Origin of the sequence: Mariprofundus aestuarium (assembly GCF_002795805.1) — a bacterium.
Lineage (GTDB): Bacteria > Pseudomonadota > Zetaproteobacteria > Mariprofundales > Mariprofundaceae > Mariprofundus > Mariprofundus aestuarium.
The window spans coordinates 2,136,902-2,157,280 of sequence record NZ_CP018799.1; the positions used below are offsets into that span (position 1 = coordinate 2,136,902).

Sequence of the window (20,379 nt, forward strand, 5' to 3'; positions counted from 1 at the left end):
TTGCCCGCCCGAGCACACAACGGCAGCATTTTTGGCGATGTTTCCTGAAACTGCTACGCCTACCACCACATTTGTTATTGCCGTACTGATCGCTACGGCAGCCCAGATGCTGGCCAACCGCTTCCGCTTCCCGCCGATCCTGCTCTGGCTGCTTGCCGGCATGGCGCTGGGCCCCTTTGGCCTGCATGCCATGCATGTGGAGTCCATGGAAGGTGCCTTGCACACGCTGATTGAACTGGGTCTTGCCATTATCCTCTTTGAGGGAGGGTTAAGCCTCAACCTGAAGGAGTTGCGCGCCAACGGCTGGGTAGTCGGGCGCATGGTTATCTTCGGCCCGCTACTGACCATTTCAATCGGATCTACAATCGCACATATGGTTACCGGTATCGACTGGCCGCTGGCGCTGCTGTTCGGCGCACTGGTTTCGGTGGGCGGACCAACTGTAATCCTGCCGATTATCCGCCAGATGCGACTGGGGCGAAATATAAGTCACGTTTTGACAGCAGAAGCGATGTTGATCGACGTGGTCGGCGCGATTCTGGCCATCGTATTCCTGCAGGTGGCGCTGACACCCGACATGTCCGGCGCACTCATTGCAGAGGATATCCTGCTTAAAATCGCTGTTGGCTTTTTCATCGGCCTGGCGGGCGGCCGCCTGCTGGCTATGTTGCTCTCCAGCAGCTGGTCCAAGGATGTCGAAGTACGAACCATCCTGACCCTCTCTTCGGCGTGGGGCGTTTTCCTGCTTTCCGACAGCATCAGTTCGCAGGCGGGCCTTCTGGCCGTACTGATGATGGGAGCCACCCTGCAACGCATGGAGGTCCATGACATCCAGCGGCTCAAACACTTCAAGGGCAGCCTGTCGATGCTTTTGATTTCGGTGCTGTTTGTACTGTTGGCCGCCAACATGAATCTGGGTGTAATGAGGGAATATCTCTATCCGGGACTGCTGATCTTCGCGATCCTCGCCTGTTATGCGCGCCCTCTGGCAGTACTGTTCTCAACCTTTGGCAGTCACCTCACCCTAAACGAAAGCCTTTATCTCTCTGGCATGGCACCGCGAGGCGTAGTGGCTGCAGGTATTACATCACTGTTTGCCCTGATCCTGAAGGAGAACGGCAATACACAGAGTGAAATGCTGGTGGCGCTGGTCTATATCATTATTATCATCTCAGTTATGGGGTATAGCCTGCTGGCCAGACCCTTAAAGACAATGCTCTCCATTGACGGGGGCGATGACCGCTCGGTGCTGATTATTGGTGGCGGTCAGATCGGTGCTGAACTCGGGCGTGCCCTGGGTGAGGATCGGGAAGTCCGCTTCCTCGACCTCAATGCAGAGGTGATCACCAGCCTGAAGCACTCCGGTTATAACGCCATATGCGGCAATGCACTGGATCCGCTTTACTGGGAGATCATTCATGCCGAAGAGATCGGTGTTGTCATCGTTTTGACCGGCTCATCCGATCACAACCTGCTGATTGCACGACTGGCCAGTGAAACCTTCCATACCCCGGAGATCTATGTCGCGTTGCAGGAGGATGGGGCAGAGAAACATGCCAATCTGATTCATCAACTGCAGGCTCGAAGGATCTTTGCCAAGCCCTACAACTTTACCTACTGGAATGATCAGGCCTACCGAAAACGGCTGCTTTACGAATCACGCTACATTGAACCGGACTCACTGCTAATCAATGAGAGGATGGCTGACGTGCGCATCCCACATGGCGTACAGCCAATAGCTATCGTACGCGATGGCAAAACCATGATCCCTTACGATGACCTAAAATTTACCGAAGGCGATGAGATCAAAATGCTGCTGCGCCCCGAACGCATGGAAGAGGGGCAGGCGCTGATCCTTCCACCTTCATCGATCAAGATCACAGAAAGCTGATTTCTAATGCTATGCCGCACAAGGTTTGCCCCCAGCCCGACCGGGCTGCTACATGTCGGCAACGCATATTCCGCCCTGTTGTGCGAACAGTGGGCAAAACAGCACGACGCTGAACTGCTGCTCAGAATCGAGGATATCGATCACACCCGCTGCAAGCCGCAATTTATCGACTCCATGATAGAGGACCTGCAGTGGCTGGGACTGAAGTGGCCGGAACCGGTGCGCGTGCAGAGCAGGCACCTTGACGACTATCGAGCCGCCATCCACCGGCTGAGAGGCCTAGGAGTGATCTACCCCTGTTTCTGCACCCGCAAAAGCATACAGCGGGAGATGGAGCACATAGCTTTAGCTCCGCATGCTGAGGATGGCTCCAGCCTGTATCCTGGCATCTGCCGCGATCTCTCCAGTGGAGAGCAGGCCCGACGCATGGAGAGGTACCCGTTTGCATGGCGCCTGGACATTCAAAAGGCCCTGTTAAAGACCAATTCACCTCTCCACTGGCGCGATGATGATGGGGGCATGCACTCTGCCGATATCGATCACGATGTAGTGATCGGGCGCAAGGACATCTCCTTCAGCTACCACCTCTCGGTTGTTGTTGATGATGCCATTCAGGGCATCAGCCACATCATTCGCGGCCAGGATCTTGAGCCCAGCACAGGCATTCATCGCCTGCTTCAAGTGCTGCTTGGCCTGCCCGAACCGACCTACATCCATCATAAGCTTCTTAAAACAACAGAGGGCGAACGGCTTGCCAAGCGCAATAGTGCAACCACACTTTCCAGCCTGCGTCAGATTGGTCTCTGCCCTGAAAAACTGGGCGCCTTTCTGCTTAATCTGCCAGAGCCGATCTGGCCATTTGAACAGGAGAGCGACTCGACTCAGGACAGTGAAATCCTGCGCCTGCTTGGCAACAGCTGATTCCATGCCATCATTGGCCGCTATTGAAGGCGACGGATCAACCCTTTCATAACCAGCTCATAACAGATGACCAAGGTGATATTTTGAACTCAATATTAGATTTGATTGGCAATACGCCCATGGCAACGATACAGCATATCACCAGCCATCTGCCCGGTAATATTCGCATCCATGCCAAGCTTGAGCGTTTCAACCCCGGCGGTTCGGTCAAGGATCGCCCCGCCTTGTGGATGATCCGGGAAGGGTTGAAAACCGGCCAACTGGACAAGACCAAGGTGATTCTCGACTCAACCAGCGGCAATACCGGCATCGCACTAGCGATGATCGGTGCGAGCATGGGCTTTAAAGTACGCCTGGTGATGCCGGGCAATGTATCGGATGAACGCAAACGCATCTGCCGCGCCTTTGGTGCCGAGTTGATCTTCTCTGACCCGCTTGAAGGTTCGGATGGCTCCATCCTCGATGCACGTAAAATTTATGAAGAGAATCCCGACCACTATTTCAAACCGGATCAGTACAACAATCCATCCAATCCTCGCGCCCACGAAGAGTCGACGGGCCCGGAGATCTGGCGCGACACCGAAGGCAAAGTCACCCACTTCGTCGCCTCGATGGGAACCTCGGGCACACTGGTCGGCACTGGCCGTCACCTGAAACGGATGAACAACAACATCCAGATTATCGCCGCCGAACCAGACTCCCCGTTCCACGGCATCGAGGGCTTGAAACATATCGAGTCGAGCATCGTACCAGGCGTTTACGATCCAACGGTTTATGATCAGAAGATCGGCATCGACACCGACGTGGCCTATAGCTTCACCCAGCGACTGGCCTCTGAAGAGGGCATACTCTGTGGCCAGTCGTGTGGCTGCGCGCTCGCTGCTGCCCTGAAGGTTGCGGAAAATCTTGCTGAGCAGAACCAGCCGGGCGAGATCGTCGCCATCTTCCCAGACGGTGGTGAGAAATACCTCTCCACGCCGGTCTTTGCCGGTAGCGACCGCGTCACCTACGCCGAGGGAATCTAATCCTCAAATAACAACAGGCTTTCGGCCCCTCATTTAGCTCTGCCATTTGTCCCCAAGGGCAATGCATCGCAATCCGCTTGCTTATATTTACTTGTTTGTTAAAACTCCCATATATCTAGAACTTGGACTACACTAAAGAACATCATCTGGTTTTATTCCATGTCGATATGAAACCGCCAAGACAGGATAAGGTGAAAAGCATGGCGCAGCCCCATTCAAAGTAATGGGCAAACTGTCTGGAAACCAAATTGCGAACGCTCAAGAGGGAAAGTGTGAGTCAGGGTAAACTTCTTATCGTCGATGATGAACAGACCATGCGGAGCACTTCCCGGATCATGCTGGAAGATGCGGGCTTTCAGATTATCGAGGCAGAGAGCTACGACCAAGCCATCAACCTTATGGATAGCTCCATTGATGTTGCCCTGCTGGATGTTGTGCTCAAGGAGAAATCCGGCCTCGATATTCTGAAATATATTCGCCATCACTTCCCTACCTGCCCGGCCATCATGATCTCAGCTCACGCCAATAAAGAGAATGCCATCGCCGCTCTGCATGAGGGTGCTGCAGATTATCTTGAAAAGCCGGTGAATCCGCCCCAGCTGATCCATACCATCAAGCACTGGGCCTCCTATCGCACCATGCAACAGGACAATGCGCGCCTGCAAGATTACATGGCAACGACTGAAGCTTTGCGGGAGAGAGAAGCACACTTTGCCGGCGTTCTGGACATCACGCGTGATGCGATCATCTCTGTAAGCCAGGATCAATCTATCCAGATATTCAATAAGGGGGCAGAGAGGGCTTTCGGATACAGGGCCGATGAGGTACTCGGCAAGCCTTTGGATATACTTCTTCCCGAAACAGCCACCAAGACTCACCAGAATCACATTCGCGAATTTATAGCAGGGGAGGACACGCGGCGCCCCATGCACGGTTGCCGTGAGGTTCAGGCCCGGCGTAAAGACGGCACACTTTTTTCTGCTGATGCCACCATATCAAAGCTAAGCACAGAACATGGAATAACATGCACCGCAATGTTGCGCGACATCACCGAGCGTAAACGCACGGAGTCCGAATTATTGGAAAGCGAAGCGCGTTTTAGCCAGTTATTCGAACGGCACAATGACATCATGCTACTGATTGATCATCAATCCGGCAGCATCGTTGATGCAAACCCTTCCGCAGCCGAGTTTTATGGCTACCCACTGAAAACTTTGCGTGGCATGAACGTAAGCCAGATCAATGCGCAACCTGAGTCATTAATCCATCCACTTAGACAGCTAGCCATTGCTGGAGAGAAGAGCGAGTTTGTCTTAGAGCATCGTCTGGCTGATGGTAGCGTGCGCACGGTAGAAGCGCGCATTTCAACGGTAAACCACAACGGAAAGAGTTTGTTTTTTTCGATCATTCATGACATCACCGAACGCAAAGAAACCGAGACTGAACTTCATATCGCCGCCACTGCTTTCGAGTCGCAGGAAAGCCTGATGATCACCGATGCCAATGGTATGGTCCTGAGGGTCAATAATGCATTTACCGAGTGCACCGGCTATACGGCCGAGGAGATAGTGGGGCAGACACCGAAAATACTTAAGTCTGGCCGCCACGATGCGGCCTTTTATGCCGCAATGTGGGACTCCATCAACCGCACGGGCTCATGGCAGGGTGAAATCTGGGACCGTCGAAAAAATGGTGATATATACCCCAAGTGGCTCAGCATCTCGGCCGTTACGGGTGAAAATGGCAACGTCACCCACTATGTCGGATCACACATCGACATCACTGAGCGCAAGGCGGCAGAGGAGGAGATTAAAAATCTGGCGCTCTATGACCCCCTCACCAACCTCCTCAACCGACGCTCCCTGCGTGAGAGGCTCAGGCAGGCATTGGCTTCAAGTAGGCGTAGCACCAAGGAAGGTGCACTGCTGTTCATCGACCTGGATAATTTTAAGAACCTCAACGACACCCTCGGCCATAATATCGGTGACCTGCTGCTGCAACAGGTTGCCCTGCGTCTACTCTCCTGCGTGCGTGAAAATGATACTGTAGCCCGCTTGGGCGGTGATGAGTTTGTAGTGTTGCTGGAGGATCTGAGCAGTCAACCCATGGAAGCCGCAGCGCAAACGGAAGCCGTTGGCGAGAAAATTCTCGCCACGCTCAGCCAGCCTTACCAGCTTGCATCGAAGGAGTGTCGCAGCACCCCCAGTATCGGTGCAGCCCTATTCGACTCCAGCACACTGGAAATGGATGAGCTCTTCAAACATGCCGATATTGCCATGTATCAGGCCAAGAAAGCCGGCCGCAATACCATGCGCTTCTTCGACCCTGAGATGCAGAGGGAGATCAACACCCGTGCAGCTATCGAAAGCGAATTGCACACCGCACTTGAGAAGCAGCAATTCCAGCTACATTACCAAATCCAGGTGGATAATTATAGCCGACCACTTGGAGCAGAGGTATTGATTCGCTGGATGCACCCGGAGCGTGGCTTAGTCTCCCCCCTGCAGTTCATTCCGCTGGCGGAAGAGACCGGACTGATTCTACCCATAGGGCAATGGGTACTGGATACTGCTTGTGCCCAGATCAAGAGATGGGAGCAAGATACCCGCAGAAGCAACCTTGTTCTGGCGGTGAATGTGAGCGCTAAGCAATTCCACCAGGCTGATTTCGTGGCTCAAGTGCAGGAAGCCATGCAACGCCATGCTATTAAACCGACGCGACTCAAGCTGGAGCTGACCGAAAGCATGTTGCATGAGAACATTGAAGAAACCATTGCCAAAATGAATGAGTTGAATGAGATCGGCATCCACTTCTCACTGGATGACTTCGGCACCGGTTATTCATCCCTGCAATATCTCAAGAAGTTGCCGCTTGATCAGCTCAAGATCGACCAGTCTTTTGTACGCGACCTCGCAACAGATCAGAGCGACAAAGCGATTGTAGGCACCATCATTGCCATGGCACATAGCATGGAGCTGGATGCCATTGCCGAAGGGGTGGAGACCGAAGAGCAACGACAACTCCTCATGAGCTGTGGTTGCACTCACTATCAGGGATATCTGTTCGGCAGGCCGGTACCGATTGAGCAGTTCGAGGCACAACTGCCACAAAGCTGATCACTGTTGAAATCGTCACATCACAAATAAAGGGCCTCGAATGCGGCCCGCTGTTTTTTGTGTTATGCGTTAAATCGAATGATCCGCTTCTTGACCTGCTCATGGATTAGCTGACTCATGATCGCAGGTTTGTATGGTTTATAAATGACAGGTGCATTGATCGTATTGGTATCACCATCCAGAGCCTCTTGCATATCATAACCAGTAGAGAGAATAATCTTTGCGTCGGATCTCTTTTTCAGAATCTGCCTTGCTGCCTTCATGCCTGTTAAGCCCGGCATCACCAAATCCAGAATCACGACGCTGATTTCATCGGCGTGCCTATCAAACATCTCCACAGCTTCCAGACCATCATTGGCAATAAGAACATTGTAGCCAAAAGAGCCGATAATCTCGCTATGCGGTAGCAGCAGATGCTTTTCATCATCTGCAATAAGTATGGTTTCTCCATTACCTGCACATATCTCTTCAGCTTCAATCACCATTTCAGTTTGTGTCTTAAAATCAATGGGGAGGCAAATCTTAAACTCTGATCCCTTCCCGACTTCGCTGCTTACAGACAGTAAGCCTCCGACTTGTTTAATGGCACCATAAGCCATGGAAAGGCCAAGTCCGGTTCCTTCATCGGCAATCTTTGTGGTAAAGAAAGGTTCAAAAATCTTGTCCATCACCTCTTTTGGCATGCCACTGCCATTATCTTTAATGGAAAGACAGATATATTTTTCATCTGTCATCTGGTGATTTAAACGCATGATAGACTCACTGTTATCAATTATCCTGACTTCCAGCGTAATTCTCGGGCTCTCAACACCTTTTAGTGCATGACGGGCATTGTTGATAAGATTGATCAAAATCTGCTCAACCTGTGTTTCATTCCAATACACATACAGCTCTTTCTCATAAGAGATGCATTCGAGTGTTATTGTGGCAGGAATCATTGAGCTGGCCATATTACATGCATTTTGAATACAGTGGTTCAGCTCTACAGAATTCATCAACACCGCATCATTACGAGCATAACTCAATATTTGCCGTATATGGGAAGCAGCCTTATCGCAAACCTCCTGAATTACCGATGTGCGCTTAAGCACCTTTTGCTGATCATCAGGTGACTGCTGCAACAGATATATGTTCCCAGAAATTGCCGTGAGAGCATTATTGAAATCATGGGCCATACCGCCGGCAAGTGTTCCAACTGCCTCCAACTTTTGTGCCTGAAAGAGGTGTTTTTCCAGCTCCTTGTATTCACTCATATCGCGCTGATTCGCTACAAAGTGCGTAATCACGCCTGCGGAATCAAAGATTGGCGCTATCGTCATGAGTGCCGGATACAGTGAACCATCTTTTTTTCGGTTAATTAGTTCACCACTCCAAACCTCTCCACGGGTAATCGTGCCCCACAGGTTTTCATAAAATGGTCTGTTCTGCTTACCGCTACTTATCATGGATGGTTTGTTGCCAAGCGTCTCCTGCGCTGAGTACCCCGTCATCCGGCAGAAGGCATCATTTACAAACTCTATAACACCACCCCTATTGGCGATAATTGCAGCCTCTCCGGAACGCTCCAGTGCCTGCGCAAGCTTCGTGGCCTGCTGCAGCGCCAAAGCCTGTGATTGATTGCTTCGTCTTAGCAGTAAAAGCAGAGCTCCAAATCCAAATCCGCTCATCCCAAACAACACAATAAAAATATCGCGCTGTTGCTCTATACTAATGGAAACACCTTCATGCACTTGTTCATCAATGCGGTTGGCAATAGCTTCTACACTCGAAAACAGATGATCATGCGCGAAGTCTTCATCGGCATCCCGATTTAAAATGGCATGGTTCTTATCAAGGTAACCGGACAGATCTGCAAGACTCAGCTTCAGCCTGTTAATGGAGTCATGTGACAGAGGGCTCTCAGAGACATATCCGGAAACTCGCCCCATATGTGCCTTCTCACCATACAAAAAAGAAGCACTCTCATTAATTTTACCTACCAATGAGGCTACAAAATCTCTATCTAAAGGTGACTGGGATACCTCTGTCTCTTCATGAATCAGGTAGTGGGATTGCGACAGCACCAACCTGAGCTGCATGATCTTATCAACCAGCAGTGTTTTACTCTCTAAGAGTTGCTGCCCCGAGTGATGGGTCCACGCCATCACCAGCAAAACGCCAGCCACGAGTAACCCCAACATCATAGCCGGCTTGTTATTGGCTAGCCCTTCTGCACTCATGTTTTCACGCAGAAATATTAGTTAAATCAAGTATATAGCACACATTTCCTCTCCAACGACTTCGTTATTAATAGACCATCCTGCCCTCTAATAATATAGGAGAAACTCCTCTTCTCCTTTGAATGACTTCATATAGTTATTTGAATTACGCATAATGTTCGTTTAATTCATATTATTTTTAGGTGGTTGCAATCAAATCGGGGGGGGGGGGGGGTCAAATGGAGAGGTATCATATTCAGCTTATCAGTGAATCAAGCCTGATTCGTCATGGTTTGCTTTGCCTGCTGAATAAAGAACAGGGCTTCAGCCTGATGCCTCAAGTAAAATGCTCACCGCCAAGCTGCTATAAGGCTTGTAGCACCCGCGAAACCGATTTGATTATCATGGACATCACTTCTGGTACACACAGCTGTATTGATTGCATCCGTCAGATTGCCAAACGTCATCCAAAGGTAAATATTCTGGTTCTTATTTGGCAGGAGCACTATTCGTTTGTTAATGAAGCGATTAATAATGGTGCCAAAGGGGTGCTTTCGATGGAAGCAGACCCGCCATTGTTCATAGAGGCCATACAAACAGTTGCAGCAGGCAGGCAGTTCATTGAACCCAGCCTGACACAGGCTATCGCAGAGGTGCCTTATCGTAATGTCTCCAATCCATTTGATCTGCTTTCGCCAAGGGAAAAAACGGTGCTGCTATTGATACTAAAAGGTCAAGACACCGTCAGCTGTGCTAGCAGGTTGCTCATCAGCAAAAAGACAGTTGCCAATCATTATACCCGAATCAAGAAAAAACTGGCTGTTAATGATTTGGGCCAACTTACACTCTTGGCGATCCGCCACAAATTCATACTCCCTTAGCAGGGCTCGCTTATCATTAGAGCTGATCCGGAGAGCATGCTGAGAAGCACATGAACAATCACTAAAAAAGGCCGCATTTGCGGCCTTTTTCCTATTTTCCCCTTCCCGGGAAACTCAGGCGGAAACTACCCGCACAACCTCATCGAGTGCCAGCAACTGCTGTTCGCCACTGGCCATATCCTTCAGTGCAATCTTACCTGCTTGCATCTCGTCACCACCAATCACAGCAACAAAACGGACCGATTCACGATCAGCCATCTTAAACTGGCGTTTAGCCGCTCCGCCTCCGCAATGCACAACAGAGAGCCCTGCAGCCCGTAGACCTGCAGCCTGCATAAGCGAGTAGTTCACCACCTCTGAACCGAGCGCAACGACAGCAACATCTGGACCACCCTCTTCACGATCATCCAGCAGCATCGCCAACCGCTCCAGTCCTGCCGCGAAACCGATGGCAGGGGTGGCCGGGCCACCAAGGCTCTCAACCAGACCGTCATAACGGCCTCCGGCCAGAACCGTGCCCTGCGCGCCCAACTTGTCGGTAACAAACTCAAAAGCGGTGCGATTATAGTAATCCAAACCGCGTACAATGCGGGCATTGATCTGATACGGCACACCCAATGCAGCCAACCCCTGCTTCAGGCCATCGAAGTGAGACTCGCACCCTTCGCAAAGGTGATGCACCATCTCCGGTGCATCGGTCAGCGCCGCCTGACAGGAGGCCACCTTACAATCAAGAACACGCATCGGGTTCTTGGCTATACGCTCATTACAGGTTACACAAAGCTGCTCTTTTTTTGCTTTCAGATACTCAACCAGTCTGTTGCGGTAACCCGGCCTGCACTCCTGACAACCCAGCGAATTGATCTCAAGCCTAAGGCCTGCAATCCCCAGCTCGGACAAGAATGAGTGGGCCATCGCCAGCACTTCAATATCCTCAAGCGGCCCCTGCACTCCAAACATCTCCATGCCGATCTGCTGAAACTGCCTTAAACGCCCCTTCTGCGGCCGCTCACGACGAAACATAGGGCCGATATAATACCAGCGCTGAGCACCCGCACGGGTCAAACCACCCTGTAGATAGGCACGCACCGCACCGGCAGTTCCTTCCGGACGCAGACAGATATTATCTCCGCCCTGATCTTCAAAGCTGTACATCTCTTTGGATACAATATCGGTCGCCTCACCAATAGAGCGTTTAAACAGCTCGGTCGGCTCCAATATTGGCATGCGCACCTCGGAACAGGCGTAGGTTGCAAACGTTTCATGTGCTGCAGCCTCTACTCGCTGCCAAAGCCGCACCTCAGCTGGCAGGCCATCGTGGATGCCGCGAATACTCTGTAAACTTTTTCCACTCATTGTTATTCCTTTTCCTGCTCGGCCCTTTTTTCCGCAGCCCGCCTCTCGATATCTTCAACCAGAATATCGAGGATCTGATCCTGTTTAATCTTTTCTGATTTCTCGCCATCACGGTAGAGCATGTGCACCGGATAACCTCCGGTAATACCAACCTCGGCCTCTTTCGCTTCACCCGGCCCGTTCACCACGCAGCCGATCACAGCGACATCAATATTCTCATGGATATGCGCCACCCGCTTCTCCAGTTCCGCCACAGTCTGGATCACATTAAATTTCTGGCGAGCGCAACTTGGGCAGGCGATCAGGTTGACGCCGCGATGGCGAAGGCCGAGTGATTTGAGAATCTCAAAACCGACGCGAACCTCCTCTTCAGGTTCAGCCGCCAGTGAGACGCGAATGGTATCACCGATGCCATCAGCCAGCAGCAGGCCCAACCCCACGGATGATTTAACCGTACCGCCAAACAGGCTACCTGACTCCGTGATTCCCAGGTGCAGCGGATAATCGACCTGCGCAGCCAGCTTTCTATAGGCGGCCACTGTCATGGGAATGTTACTCGCTTTAAGTGACACTTTAATATCAGAGAAATTCATCTCTTCGAGAATATGGATATGACGCAGTGCCGACTCAACCATCGCATCAGCACACGGCTCGCCATACTTCTCATTCAGCTCTTTCTCGAGCGATCCGGCGTTCACCCCGATACGGATTGAGATGCCGCGCTCAGCTGCTGCCTTTACAACACGCTCGACGCGGTCGCGTGAACCAATGTTACCGGGATTCAGGCGCAATCCATGCACACCCGCATCAAGTGAAGCCAGCGCCATTTTATAACTGAAGTGGATATCGGCGATGATCGGCACTGATGTCTGTGCAATAATCTCGGGCATCGCTGCGGCTGACTCAGGATCAGGAACCGAAATTCGCACGATATCGGCACCGGCCTGCTCTAGGCGGTGAACCTGGGCTACCGTGGCATCAATATCGGTGGTCAGCGTATTGGTCATCGACTGCACGGCAATCGGCGCATCACCGCCTACCTGCACACTGCCAACATGAACTGCCCTAGTTTTTCTTCTGGATTGTACGATCTGATCCCGCATCTTACTCCTCTTCAGGTACTGGATCGCTGTCCTTCTGCTTGCGCAGAAGATTCAGCCGCTCTTTAAGCTGGCGGGCACGATGCAGCGCGTCGGCATAGTCCGACCTGCCCGGCATCAACGCCACGGCCTCACTCCAGTATTTGATTGCTTCATCCAGCTGCTCATGGCGGAAGGCGTAACTACCGCTGCCAAAAAGATTGCCTGCGCGAGTCGAAATTCGTTTGTTAAGCTGGGCTGAAAGGCGGCTGGCTCCTGCACCTCCGCTACGGCGGTAACTGTTCAGCATCTGCCTGGCTTCAAGCAACCGGTCTTTGCGAATCGCCTCCTTGATCTGTTCAGCAGTGACCGGCTGATGCGGAGAAACACCCTTGATCTCGGGCTGGCTTGATTTACTTTTTGGAGAATCAAGCTTGGAAAGCTCCAGCTCCTTCGGCAACTGCTCCCTGATTTCGGCAAGCAGCTTCATGCCGCTTTCGGAATCGGGCTGAAGGCGCAGATGGGACTCGATCTCAATATAAGCGATCTCCGGCTGCTTATTGCGCAGGTAACGCTTGGCTTCATCGAAGGCAGTGTCTGCACGCTCAGCGAGAAAATCATTGAAACCTTTCTGCTGATGGAGAAAAGCTTCATCTTGCGGATCCACCCCTTTGGGCGGATTATAGGCCGTAAGGTGCTGCATCCACACCGCATCCTCACTGCGTCGCTGGGCCAGCAGGCGATCGAGCCTCAGCTGCCGCATTTTCAGTTCCATCTCGGCCCGCTTCATCTCCATGAGATCAGGCTTGATGGTGACAGCTTTCGCGTCCGCATAAGCCTCCATCGCTTTATACCACACCTCCTGTTTCTCATACGCCTTGGCGACGCGAAGGTAGTGAACATAAATACGGCGGCGTGCCGGCTCGATCTTCTGCTTCAGAAGCTTGTAAGCTGCAGCGTAATCACGGTGACCCCTCTTCAGCTCAAGCACACCCGCTCTAGCCTTCATGATCCTTCCAGCTTCAAAATCCCGCTTAATTCCAGCATACGAGCTGATCATGGGGAAACTGACACTGGTGTCGAATGACTTTCCGTTTGTCGTACAGGAAGCTAGAGGGAGAAGCAGTAGTCCAGCGATCAGAATGCGCAATAACAATTCAGATATCTCCTTCCATAGTTCGTATTTCTTCTGGAAGATTCAGGTTAAATGCCAGATCGACCACATGTTCAATGTTTCGCTTAACCTGCTCACTCTCCACAGTCACCACACCCAGCTCAAGCTCCAGGCTCACACCCTTGATGTCCTTCTCCCCGATACTGTCGAACATAAAACCATCACCAAGGAACTCATAGGTTGAGCGTGACATGACCAGTTCCCCACCGAGACCCACCCCGCTCATACGCGATGCGACGTTCACTGCATCACCAATCACGGTGTACTCCAGACGCCTGGCTGCGCCAATATTTCCGGCAATTGCCTGGCCACAGTTCAGCCCGATCCTGAATGCGATAGGTTCACCATCCGAACGTATCACGCCAAGTTCCTTGCAGACGATCGCAATAGCAAGTCCTGCCTTGGCAGCATGCCTAGCGTGATCTTTGTCGGCAAACGGATGATTAAACACGGCCATTACGGCATCGCCGATATATTTATCCACATGGCCGCCATAATAGGCGATAATCCTGTGAAACACCTCAAAGTGGGTATTGAGGATATTAACCACCTCTTCGGTTTCGGTAGATTCGGAAAATGAGGTGAAGTGCACCATGTCGGCAAACAGGACGGAGACCTCCTGGCGGTGGTTCTCCATTTTAACCGAGCCTCCCTCAAACACATCTGTCACCAGTTTCGGATTAAGGTAGCGCTCAAACACCCTGCGCATCTCTTCCTTGTGCGCCAGTTCTCGGGCCATCTCATTAAACTGCGAAATGGCATCAGAGATCTCATCATTGCCGCGCACCCGCATCTTCACATGGTAATCGCCGGAGGCAACTTGCCGGGCAGCATTGGCCAGCATCTCTAGTCGCTGACTCATTTTTCCAGCCAGCCAGTAGACCCAGAGGGCCGACAGCAGCACAACCGCCAGAGCTGCCATGAGAATCTGTTTGACCAGCTGACTGGCAATATCCGCCCACGCCTGTTCAGAAAAACGCACTGCAATATTTCCTAGAGCTGTATCGGCATAAACCACGCGCTTGGCATACCAGAGTGCAACAACCGGAAGCCGAACAACCTTATTGTCCGCAGCCATTGCTGCTGCCAGAGCCTTTGCGTCGCCAACATCACCGTAGCCGCGCGTAATTCCATCCGCTTTTTTAAGCAGCACCCCCATCACGGTCGGTACCTTTTCCAGGAATCCCTGCACCACAAGATCGGTCTCCGCACTGCTGCCTGAGAGCATCGGTAGCTTCAACTCATCGGCCAGACGGTCAACCTGCAACTCCGCCTGCGCCGCCTGGCTTTCAAGCCATGCATCGCGCTCAATATCAAGGATAACAAAAAAAAGAACGACGACTGCCAACGCCACGGTAAATCCGACAAGCATGGTCCAGCGCCAGCGAATCGGAATGCGCGGTGCAAACTTTACGGTTGGCTCAGCTTGAGAATCAGCTTGATCCTGATGGTTTTCCTGCGCGATCAACTCTTCCTTTTTCACTGCTCTACTCTATCCAAACCGCTTTCTGGAGCAACGCTGAAAAACAGGACGATCAACTGCATCTCAACCACTGCCGGCCAACACATCATCGGGCACCGAACCTTCCACAATCACCCGGTTTCGACCCTGACTCTTGGCCATATACATTCGCCCATCCGCAACATGAAGAAGGCGTTTAACAGCGTCATTTACATCAACCTTCTCATCCCCATCAAGCATGGCTATGCCCGCCGAGAAGGTGACAGAAACAACATCCCCACCCTCCAGTTGAACAGGGTCTGAATTCAAGTGACAAAGCCATTGATCCGCCGCTTTTTTGGCACCTTCCAAACTGGTATGTGGAAGCAGAACAATAAACTCCTCTCCTCCCCACCTGCCGGGAACATCAGCATCACGCACTCGCTCCCTGAGCTTTTCGGCCATGTGGACCAGCACCTGATCGCCCGCAGCATGCCCATACACATCATTGACCTGCTTAAAGTGATCCAAGTCAATCATCACAAGTGCTAAAGGATGCTGGTAGCGGATGGCCAGAGAAACACCCTGGTGCAGCTGATCCATCATATATCGTCGATTGTAGAGGCCAGTCAAAAGGTCGCGGCTGGCCTGGAAATGGAGCTCCTCTTTTGCCTTCCTCATGTTGTTAATGATGCGAAGAATAATCTTCGCCTCAAAGCCACCGATAACGCCGCCGACCCCCAGGACTTGCGATGCCTTTGTCTGGACCACATCACTACCCGTCACATTGAATGCCAACTCAGGCTTGACCGTAAGCAACGCCAATTCAATTTCACTAAAAGTAGAAACACCGTACTCTCTGGCTGCAACCAGCCCTGGAGCCATCTCATCGGTATCCACAATGCCATCCACAGAGACCAGATCCTCTTCCATCAGCATCTCGAGCATAGCCAAGCCGCCAGAACCACCGCCAAGGATGACTACGCTATGGGGTTTCTCCGCGCCGTCGTTCATGCTTTTCTCCTCCGTATAGCCAAATCAACAGCAGCGACCCTAACCAGAATACGAAGAAATAGAAGCGTGCCTCACAACATTTCCAGACCCCTTCTCGACACCATTGGCAACACATTTCTTGAGCTTGCAATTGCTTCAGCTAGCGGTTTCAATACATTGACTTTCATATCTGAAAACAAACCATAGTATCCGCCGTCGGAGATTATACATGGCACTAACCAACAAAGAGATCAAAGCACTGAAAAGTGAAGCCCACCACCTGAAACCAGTCATCAGAATCGGTCAGAAAGGTGTTACTGAGAACCTGATTCAGGAGACAGAACTTGCGCTTGAGATACATGAGCTGATTAAGGTTCATATCGCAATAGATGACCGCGATGCCCGCAAGGAGGCAGGCCAAGCAGTTGCTGCCAAAACAGGGTCGGAAATTGTCACCGCTATCGGTAAAACCTGCACCCTTTATCGCAAACGGAAAGGCGATTCTTGAGTCAAGCCAGCGAAGCCATCCGCCAACTTCTCGAGGACAAATTTCACCCTGAATTCATCCAAATTGAAGATGAATCGTGGAAACATGCCGGCCATGCCGGCGTCAGGGAGAGTGGGGGCGGGCACTTCCTGATCCAGATCAAAGCCAGTGAACTCAATGGCTTGTCGCGAATACTTCGGCACAGGAAGGTAATGCAGGCTTTAAAACCGCTGTTTCCCACCACCATTCATGCTGCAAGCATCAAAGCTGAAGGAACCGAATCCACACAGCTATAAACGACTCACCCGAGCCCAACAAGCCGTCAGACGCTATGACTGCACCTCTATTGCATGCACAAGCGAGACAAGCATTCGGTTCACCGGCGTACCAATACCATGTTTCTCGCCCCTGCTCACAACCAGACCATTGAGATAGTCCACCTCAGTTCGATGGCCCGCCTCGATATCCTGCCACATGCTTGTTTTGACGGGACCCATCCGGCGTGTCACATCAATATGGGAATAAATATCCGACTCTCCAATAGCAATGCCTTCTGCCTGCGCCACGGCGACGGTCTCCTGCATGGCATCAGAGACAATGGCCAGCGTCTCATCAAACTCACACATCTGGCTTGCAAAGCGCCTCGTGATCGCAGTGATTGCATTAAACCCTGTATTCCAGAGCAGTTTCCGCCACAGCATGGCCGCGGGATCTCCATCCATTCGAGCCGGCACCCCGCCTGCATTGAACTGTTCAACCAGCGCCCGCAGATGCTTCGATCCAGCTCCTACCTGCCACAAGCCCAGCCTGACTCCTCCGGCCGCTGAGTGAACGACATGCCCGGACCCTTCAAGCCTTGCCCCAATAAAAGCCGTCGCTGCGGCAACTGCATGCTCAGGAAATGCAGATGCAACCCACTCCGGTGCCTCTACGCCATTCTGCATCGTGATAAGCAGACTGTCCGGGCTGACTTTTCCATCCATGCTTTGAATCATTTTCCTGAGCGATGTCATTTTACAGCTGAAAATCACTACATCCGCATCACAAACGACAGCCGGATCATCTGTAGCCTGAACAGTCAGGCACAGCACTTCACCTTCGGACTCATGCAGCAGGCCATGCTGCTGCATGGCACTCAGGTGCTTGCCCCGCGCCAGAAAGAGAACCTCATCGCCAGCCTGTTGCAACCTGCTGCCATAGTGACAGCCGACTGCCCCTGCACCTGCAAACACAACTTTCAAACTCCCTCCATGACCACGGCCTTTTCAAACGCTATGATTGCGGCCCGCGATGAGATTACACCACAGGAGCCCACCATGCCAAAAGAAGCGATGAAAAAAGAAGCGTTAGAGTATCATCGCTCGCCGACTCCCGGAAAAATCTGTGTCAAACCGACCAAGCCGTGCCTGACCCAGCGCGACCTGGCTCTGGCATACAGCCCCGGCGTGGCCGAACCCTGCCTGGCTATTGCGGAGAACCCTGAACTGGCAGACGAATACACATCACGCGCCAATCTTGTCGGCGTCATCAGCAACGGCACTGCGGTGCTCGGGCTGGGCAATATCGGTGCACTGGCCGGCAAACCTGTAATGGAAGGCAAGGGTGTACTATTCAAACGTTTTGCCGACATTGATGTCTTCGATATCGAACTGGATGAACTGGATCCGCAGAAATTTATCGATACCGTGGCACGCATGGAGCCCACCTTCGGCGGCATCAACCTTGAAGACATCAAGGCTCCTGAGTGCTTCATCATTGAGGAAGAGCTCAAGAAGCGGATGAACATTCCGGTCCTGCATGATGACCAGCACGGCACAGCCGTGATCACGGCAGCAGCATTCATCAATGCGCTTATCCTGCAGGGCAAGGCCATTGAAGATGTGAAAATCGTCTGCCTCGGCGCCGGCGCTGCAGGTTTCGCCTGCATGAAGCTGATCGAGCAACTGGGTGCCAAACGCGAAAACATCCTCTTCCTCGACCGTAAAGGCGTCATTTTCAAAGGCAGCGATGAAAACATGCCGCCGCATAAGGCATATTTTGCCAGTGAAAGGGCTGAACGTACGCTGGAAGAAGCCATGAACGGTGCGGATGCATTTGTCGGCCTCTCACAAGGCAATATGGTGACAGTGGAGATGCTGCAGTCGATGGCGGACAAACCGATCGTCTTTGCCATGGCCAACCCCGACCCGGAGATTGATTACGATCTTGCCATGAGTGCCCGCAAGGATTTGATCATGGCCACAGGCCGCTCCGATCACCCGAATCAGGTCAACAATGTTCTGGGATTCCCGTTCCTCTTCCGCGGCGCTCTCGATGCCAGAGCCACCGCATTCAATGAGGAGATGAAACTTGCCGCTGTATATGCGCTGGCTGAACTTGCCCGTCAGGATGTGCCCGCTTCGGTGCTCAGGGCTTATGGCGTCAAAGAGCTGCGTTTCGGCCCTGAATACATCCTGCCAAAACCGTTTGACCCACGTCTGATCGAGGTGGTTCCCGTAGCTGTCGCCAAGGCAGCCACCGAAACAGGTGTGGCGCGCAAACCACTGCTGGACCCTGCAGCCTATGCTCAGGAGCTGGCCTGCCGCATCGACAGCTCGCGGCTGTTTATGCGCATGATCATGGATAAGGCCAAAGCCAATCCGATTCGTCTGGTACTACCAGAAGGGGAGGATGAAACCATCGTACGTGCTGCAATCGAAATGAAAGAGCTCGGCATCGCCACCCCGATCCTGATCGGCCGCAAGGCGCAGATGGCTGAACTATGCAAATCAGCACTACTGGATATCGATGGCATTGAGATCATTGATCCGCTGGTTGAGGACTCACGATTCTCCAGCCTTGCCGATGCCTACTACTTCGACCGTAAACGCAACGGCATTCTGCGTGAGGATGCCGCCAAAACGCTGCGCGGGGACATCAACATCTTCGGCTCCATGCTGGTGCGCCAGGGCTTTGCTGAGGGCATGCTCTCCGGCCGCACCGCCCACTACCCAACAGTACTGCGTCCGCTGTTGAAGGTTCTCGGACACGACACCGGCGGCAAACATCACCACGTATATGGCATGTATATCATGATCATGGAGAACGGCGCCTACTTCATGGCCGACTGTACCGTGAATGTGGAGATGAACGCAGAAGAGCTGGCTCGACTGGCAGAGCTGGCAGCTGAAACAGCAGTCTCTCTTGGCTGTGAAGCGCGCGTAGGCATGCTCTCGTTCTCAAACTTCGGCAGTGTGGATCATCCGGAGACACGCAAGGTCGCGGAGGCAACACGCATCCTGCATGAGTCCCGCCCTGATCTGACCATCGATGGTGAAATGCAGGCCGATACGGCTGTAAATGATGTCATCATGAAACAGTATCCATTCAGCAAACTGAAAGAGCCGGCCAATGTACTGGTCTTCCCGACCATGCAGGCAGGCAACATCTCCTACAAATTGCTGCGTGAACTCGGAGGCGGAACGGCTATCGGTCCGATCCTGCTGGGCCTGCCCTACCAGGCACATGTACTGCAAACCGGCGCCAGCGTTGATGACATCGTCCATATGGCTGCGATTGCAGCAGCTCGCGAAGCTGATGGATCCTAAGCTTCAGCATCCTTGATACAAACAAAAAGGCGACCCACCCGGAAGATATGGTCGCCTTTTTTTATTTACTGAAAAAGCGTAACGAGTGTCTTCTTTTGGCCTTCGAAAGCAGCCATTCAGTTTAAGTGAGTGTAGGGCACTTTTGCTAATCCGCCATTCTCGCCTGAAACAAAAAAAACGACCACACCTTGCGATGAGCCGCTTTTTTTTTATGAATGCTTAGTAAGTAT

The 20,379-nt window shown here is 52.2% G+C and carries 15 protein-coding genes; 8 read left to right on the top strand and 7 right to left on the bottom strand.

The genetic code is table 11. From position 1 onward, the window contains the following. The first annotated feature begins 37 nt into the window (after positions 1-37). From Ga0123461_RS10335 to Ga0123461_RS10350, 4 genes are all read left to right on the top strand, one after another. Positions 38-1,891, top strand: coding sequence for a cation:proton antiporter domain-containing protein (locus Ga0123461_RS10335; protein WP_100278263.1), 1,854 nt, complete (start codon positions 38-40; stop codon positions 1,889-1,891). A 6-nt stretch (positions 1,892-1,897) separates the two neighbouring features. Then, positions 1,898-2,812 (top strand): tRNA glutamyl-Q(34) synthetase GluQRS, encoded by a 915-nt coding sequence (gluQRS, locus tag Ga0123461_RS10340; protein ID WP_100278264.1) that lies wholly within the window; start codon positions 1,898-1,900, stop codon positions 2,810-2,812. Positions 2,813-2,895: 83 nt separating this feature from the next. Next, positions 2,896-3,837 carry a PLP-dependent cysteine synthase family protein gene (locus tag Ga0123461_RS10345; protein ID WP_100278793.1) on the top strand — a complete coding sequence of 314 codons (942 nt, stop codon included), beginning with the start codon at positions 2,896-2,898 and terminating at the stop codon, positions 3,835-3,837. A 272-nt stretch (positions 3,838-4,109) separates the two neighbouring features. Continuing rightward, complete coding sequence (locus Ga0123461_RS10350; protein WP_100278265.1) at positions 4,110-6,953, top strand: EAL domain-containing protein; 2,844 nt, start codon at positions 4,110-4,112, stop codon at positions 6,951-6,953. Between the two features lie 62 nt (positions 6,954-7,015). Here the strand turns inward: Ga0123461_RS10350 and Ga0123461_RS10355 are convergent, their stop codons facing one another. Further along, positions 7,016-8,935, bottom strand: a complete 1,920-nt coding sequence (locus tag Ga0123461_RS10355; protein WP_198507063.1) for a hybrid sensor histidine kinase/response regulator — start codon at positions 8,933-8,935, stop codon at positions 7,016-7,018. Positions 8,936-9,390: 455 nt separating this feature from the next. On the opposite strand from Ga0123461_RS10355, the gene Ga0123461_RS10360 reads away from it, so the two are divergent. Further along, positions 9,391-10,032: a LuxR C-terminal-related transcriptional regulator gene (locus Ga0123461_RS10360; RefSeq protein WP_100278267.1), complete on the top strand. Its 642-nt coding sequence runs from the start codon at positions 9,391-9,393 to the stop codon at positions 10,030-10,032. Between the two features lie 114 nt (positions 10,033-10,146). On the opposite strand, the gene hisS is transcribed toward Ga0123461_RS10360, so the two are convergent. From hisS to Ga0123461_RS10385, 5 genes are all read right to left on the bottom strand, one after another. Beyond that, positions 10,147-11,388, bottom strand: a complete 1,242-nt coding sequence (gene hisS, locus Ga0123461_RS10365; RefSeq protein WP_100278268.1) for a histidine--tRNA ligase — start codon at positions 11,386-11,388, stop codon at positions 10,147-10,149. A gap of 2 nt (positions 11,389-11,390) precedes the next feature. After that, positions 11,391-12,491 (bottom strand): flavodoxin-dependent (E)-4-hydroxy-3-methylbut-2-enyl-diphosphate synthase, encoded by a 1,101-nt coding sequence (gene ispG, locus Ga0123461_RS10370; protein ID WP_100278269.1) that lies wholly within the window; start codon positions 12,489-12,491, stop codon positions 11,391-11,393. Position 12,492: 1 nt separating this feature from the next. Next, on the bottom strand, positions 12,493-13,476 hold the full coding sequence (locus Ga0123461_RS10375) for a hypothetical protein (protein WP_157819313.1): 984 nt from the start codon (positions 13,474-13,476) through the stop codon (positions 12,493-12,495). A gap of 148 nt (positions 13,477-13,624) precedes the next feature. After that, on the bottom strand, positions 13,625-15,124 hold the full coding sequence (locus tag Ga0123461_RS10380; RefSeq protein ID WP_232710160.1) for an adenylate/guanylate cyclase domain-containing protein: 1,500 nt from the start codon (positions 15,122-15,124) through the stop codon (positions 13,625-13,627). Positions 15,125-15,187: 63 nt separating this feature from the next. Continuing rightward, on the bottom strand, positions 15,188-16,096 hold the full coding sequence (locus Ga0123461_RS10385) for a GGDEF domain-containing protein (protein ID WP_232710161.1): 909 nt from the start codon (positions 16,094-16,096) through the stop codon (positions 15,188-15,190). Between the two features lie 208 nt (positions 16,097-16,304). Here Ga0123461_RS10385 and yhbY point away from each other — a divergent pair, with 208 nt between their 5' ends. After that, complete coding sequence (gene yhbY, locus Ga0123461_RS10390) at positions 16,305-16,583, top strand: ribosome assembly RNA-binding protein YhbY (protein WP_100278271.1); 279 nt, start codon at positions 16,305-16,307, stop codon at positions 16,581-16,583. Then, on the top strand, positions 16,580-16,858 hold the full coding sequence (locus Ga0123461_RS10395) for a BolA family protein (protein ID WP_100278272.1): 279 nt from the start codon (positions 16,580-16,582) through the stop codon (positions 16,856-16,858). Before yhbY ends, Ga0123461_RS10395 begins: the two co-directional genes overlap by 4 nt. 33 nt (positions 16,859-16,891) lie before the next feature. Here the strand turns inward: Ga0123461_RS10395 and Ga0123461_RS10400 are convergent, their stop codons facing one another. Next, positions 16,892-17,794: a ketopantoate reductase family protein gene (locus tag Ga0123461_RS10400; RefSeq protein WP_232710448.1), complete on the bottom strand. Its 903-nt coding sequence runs from the start codon at positions 17,792-17,794 to the stop codon at positions 16,892-16,894. An 84-nt stretch (positions 17,795-17,878) separates the two neighbouring features. Here Ga0123461_RS10400 and Ga0123461_RS10405 point away from each other — a divergent pair, with 84 nt between their 5' ends. After that, complete coding sequence (locus Ga0123461_RS10405) at positions 17,879-20,149, top strand: NADP-dependent malic enzyme (protein ID WP_100278796.1); 2,271 nt, start codon at positions 17,879-17,881, stop codon at positions 20,147-20,149. Positions 20,150-20,379: the final 230 nt, after the last annotated feature.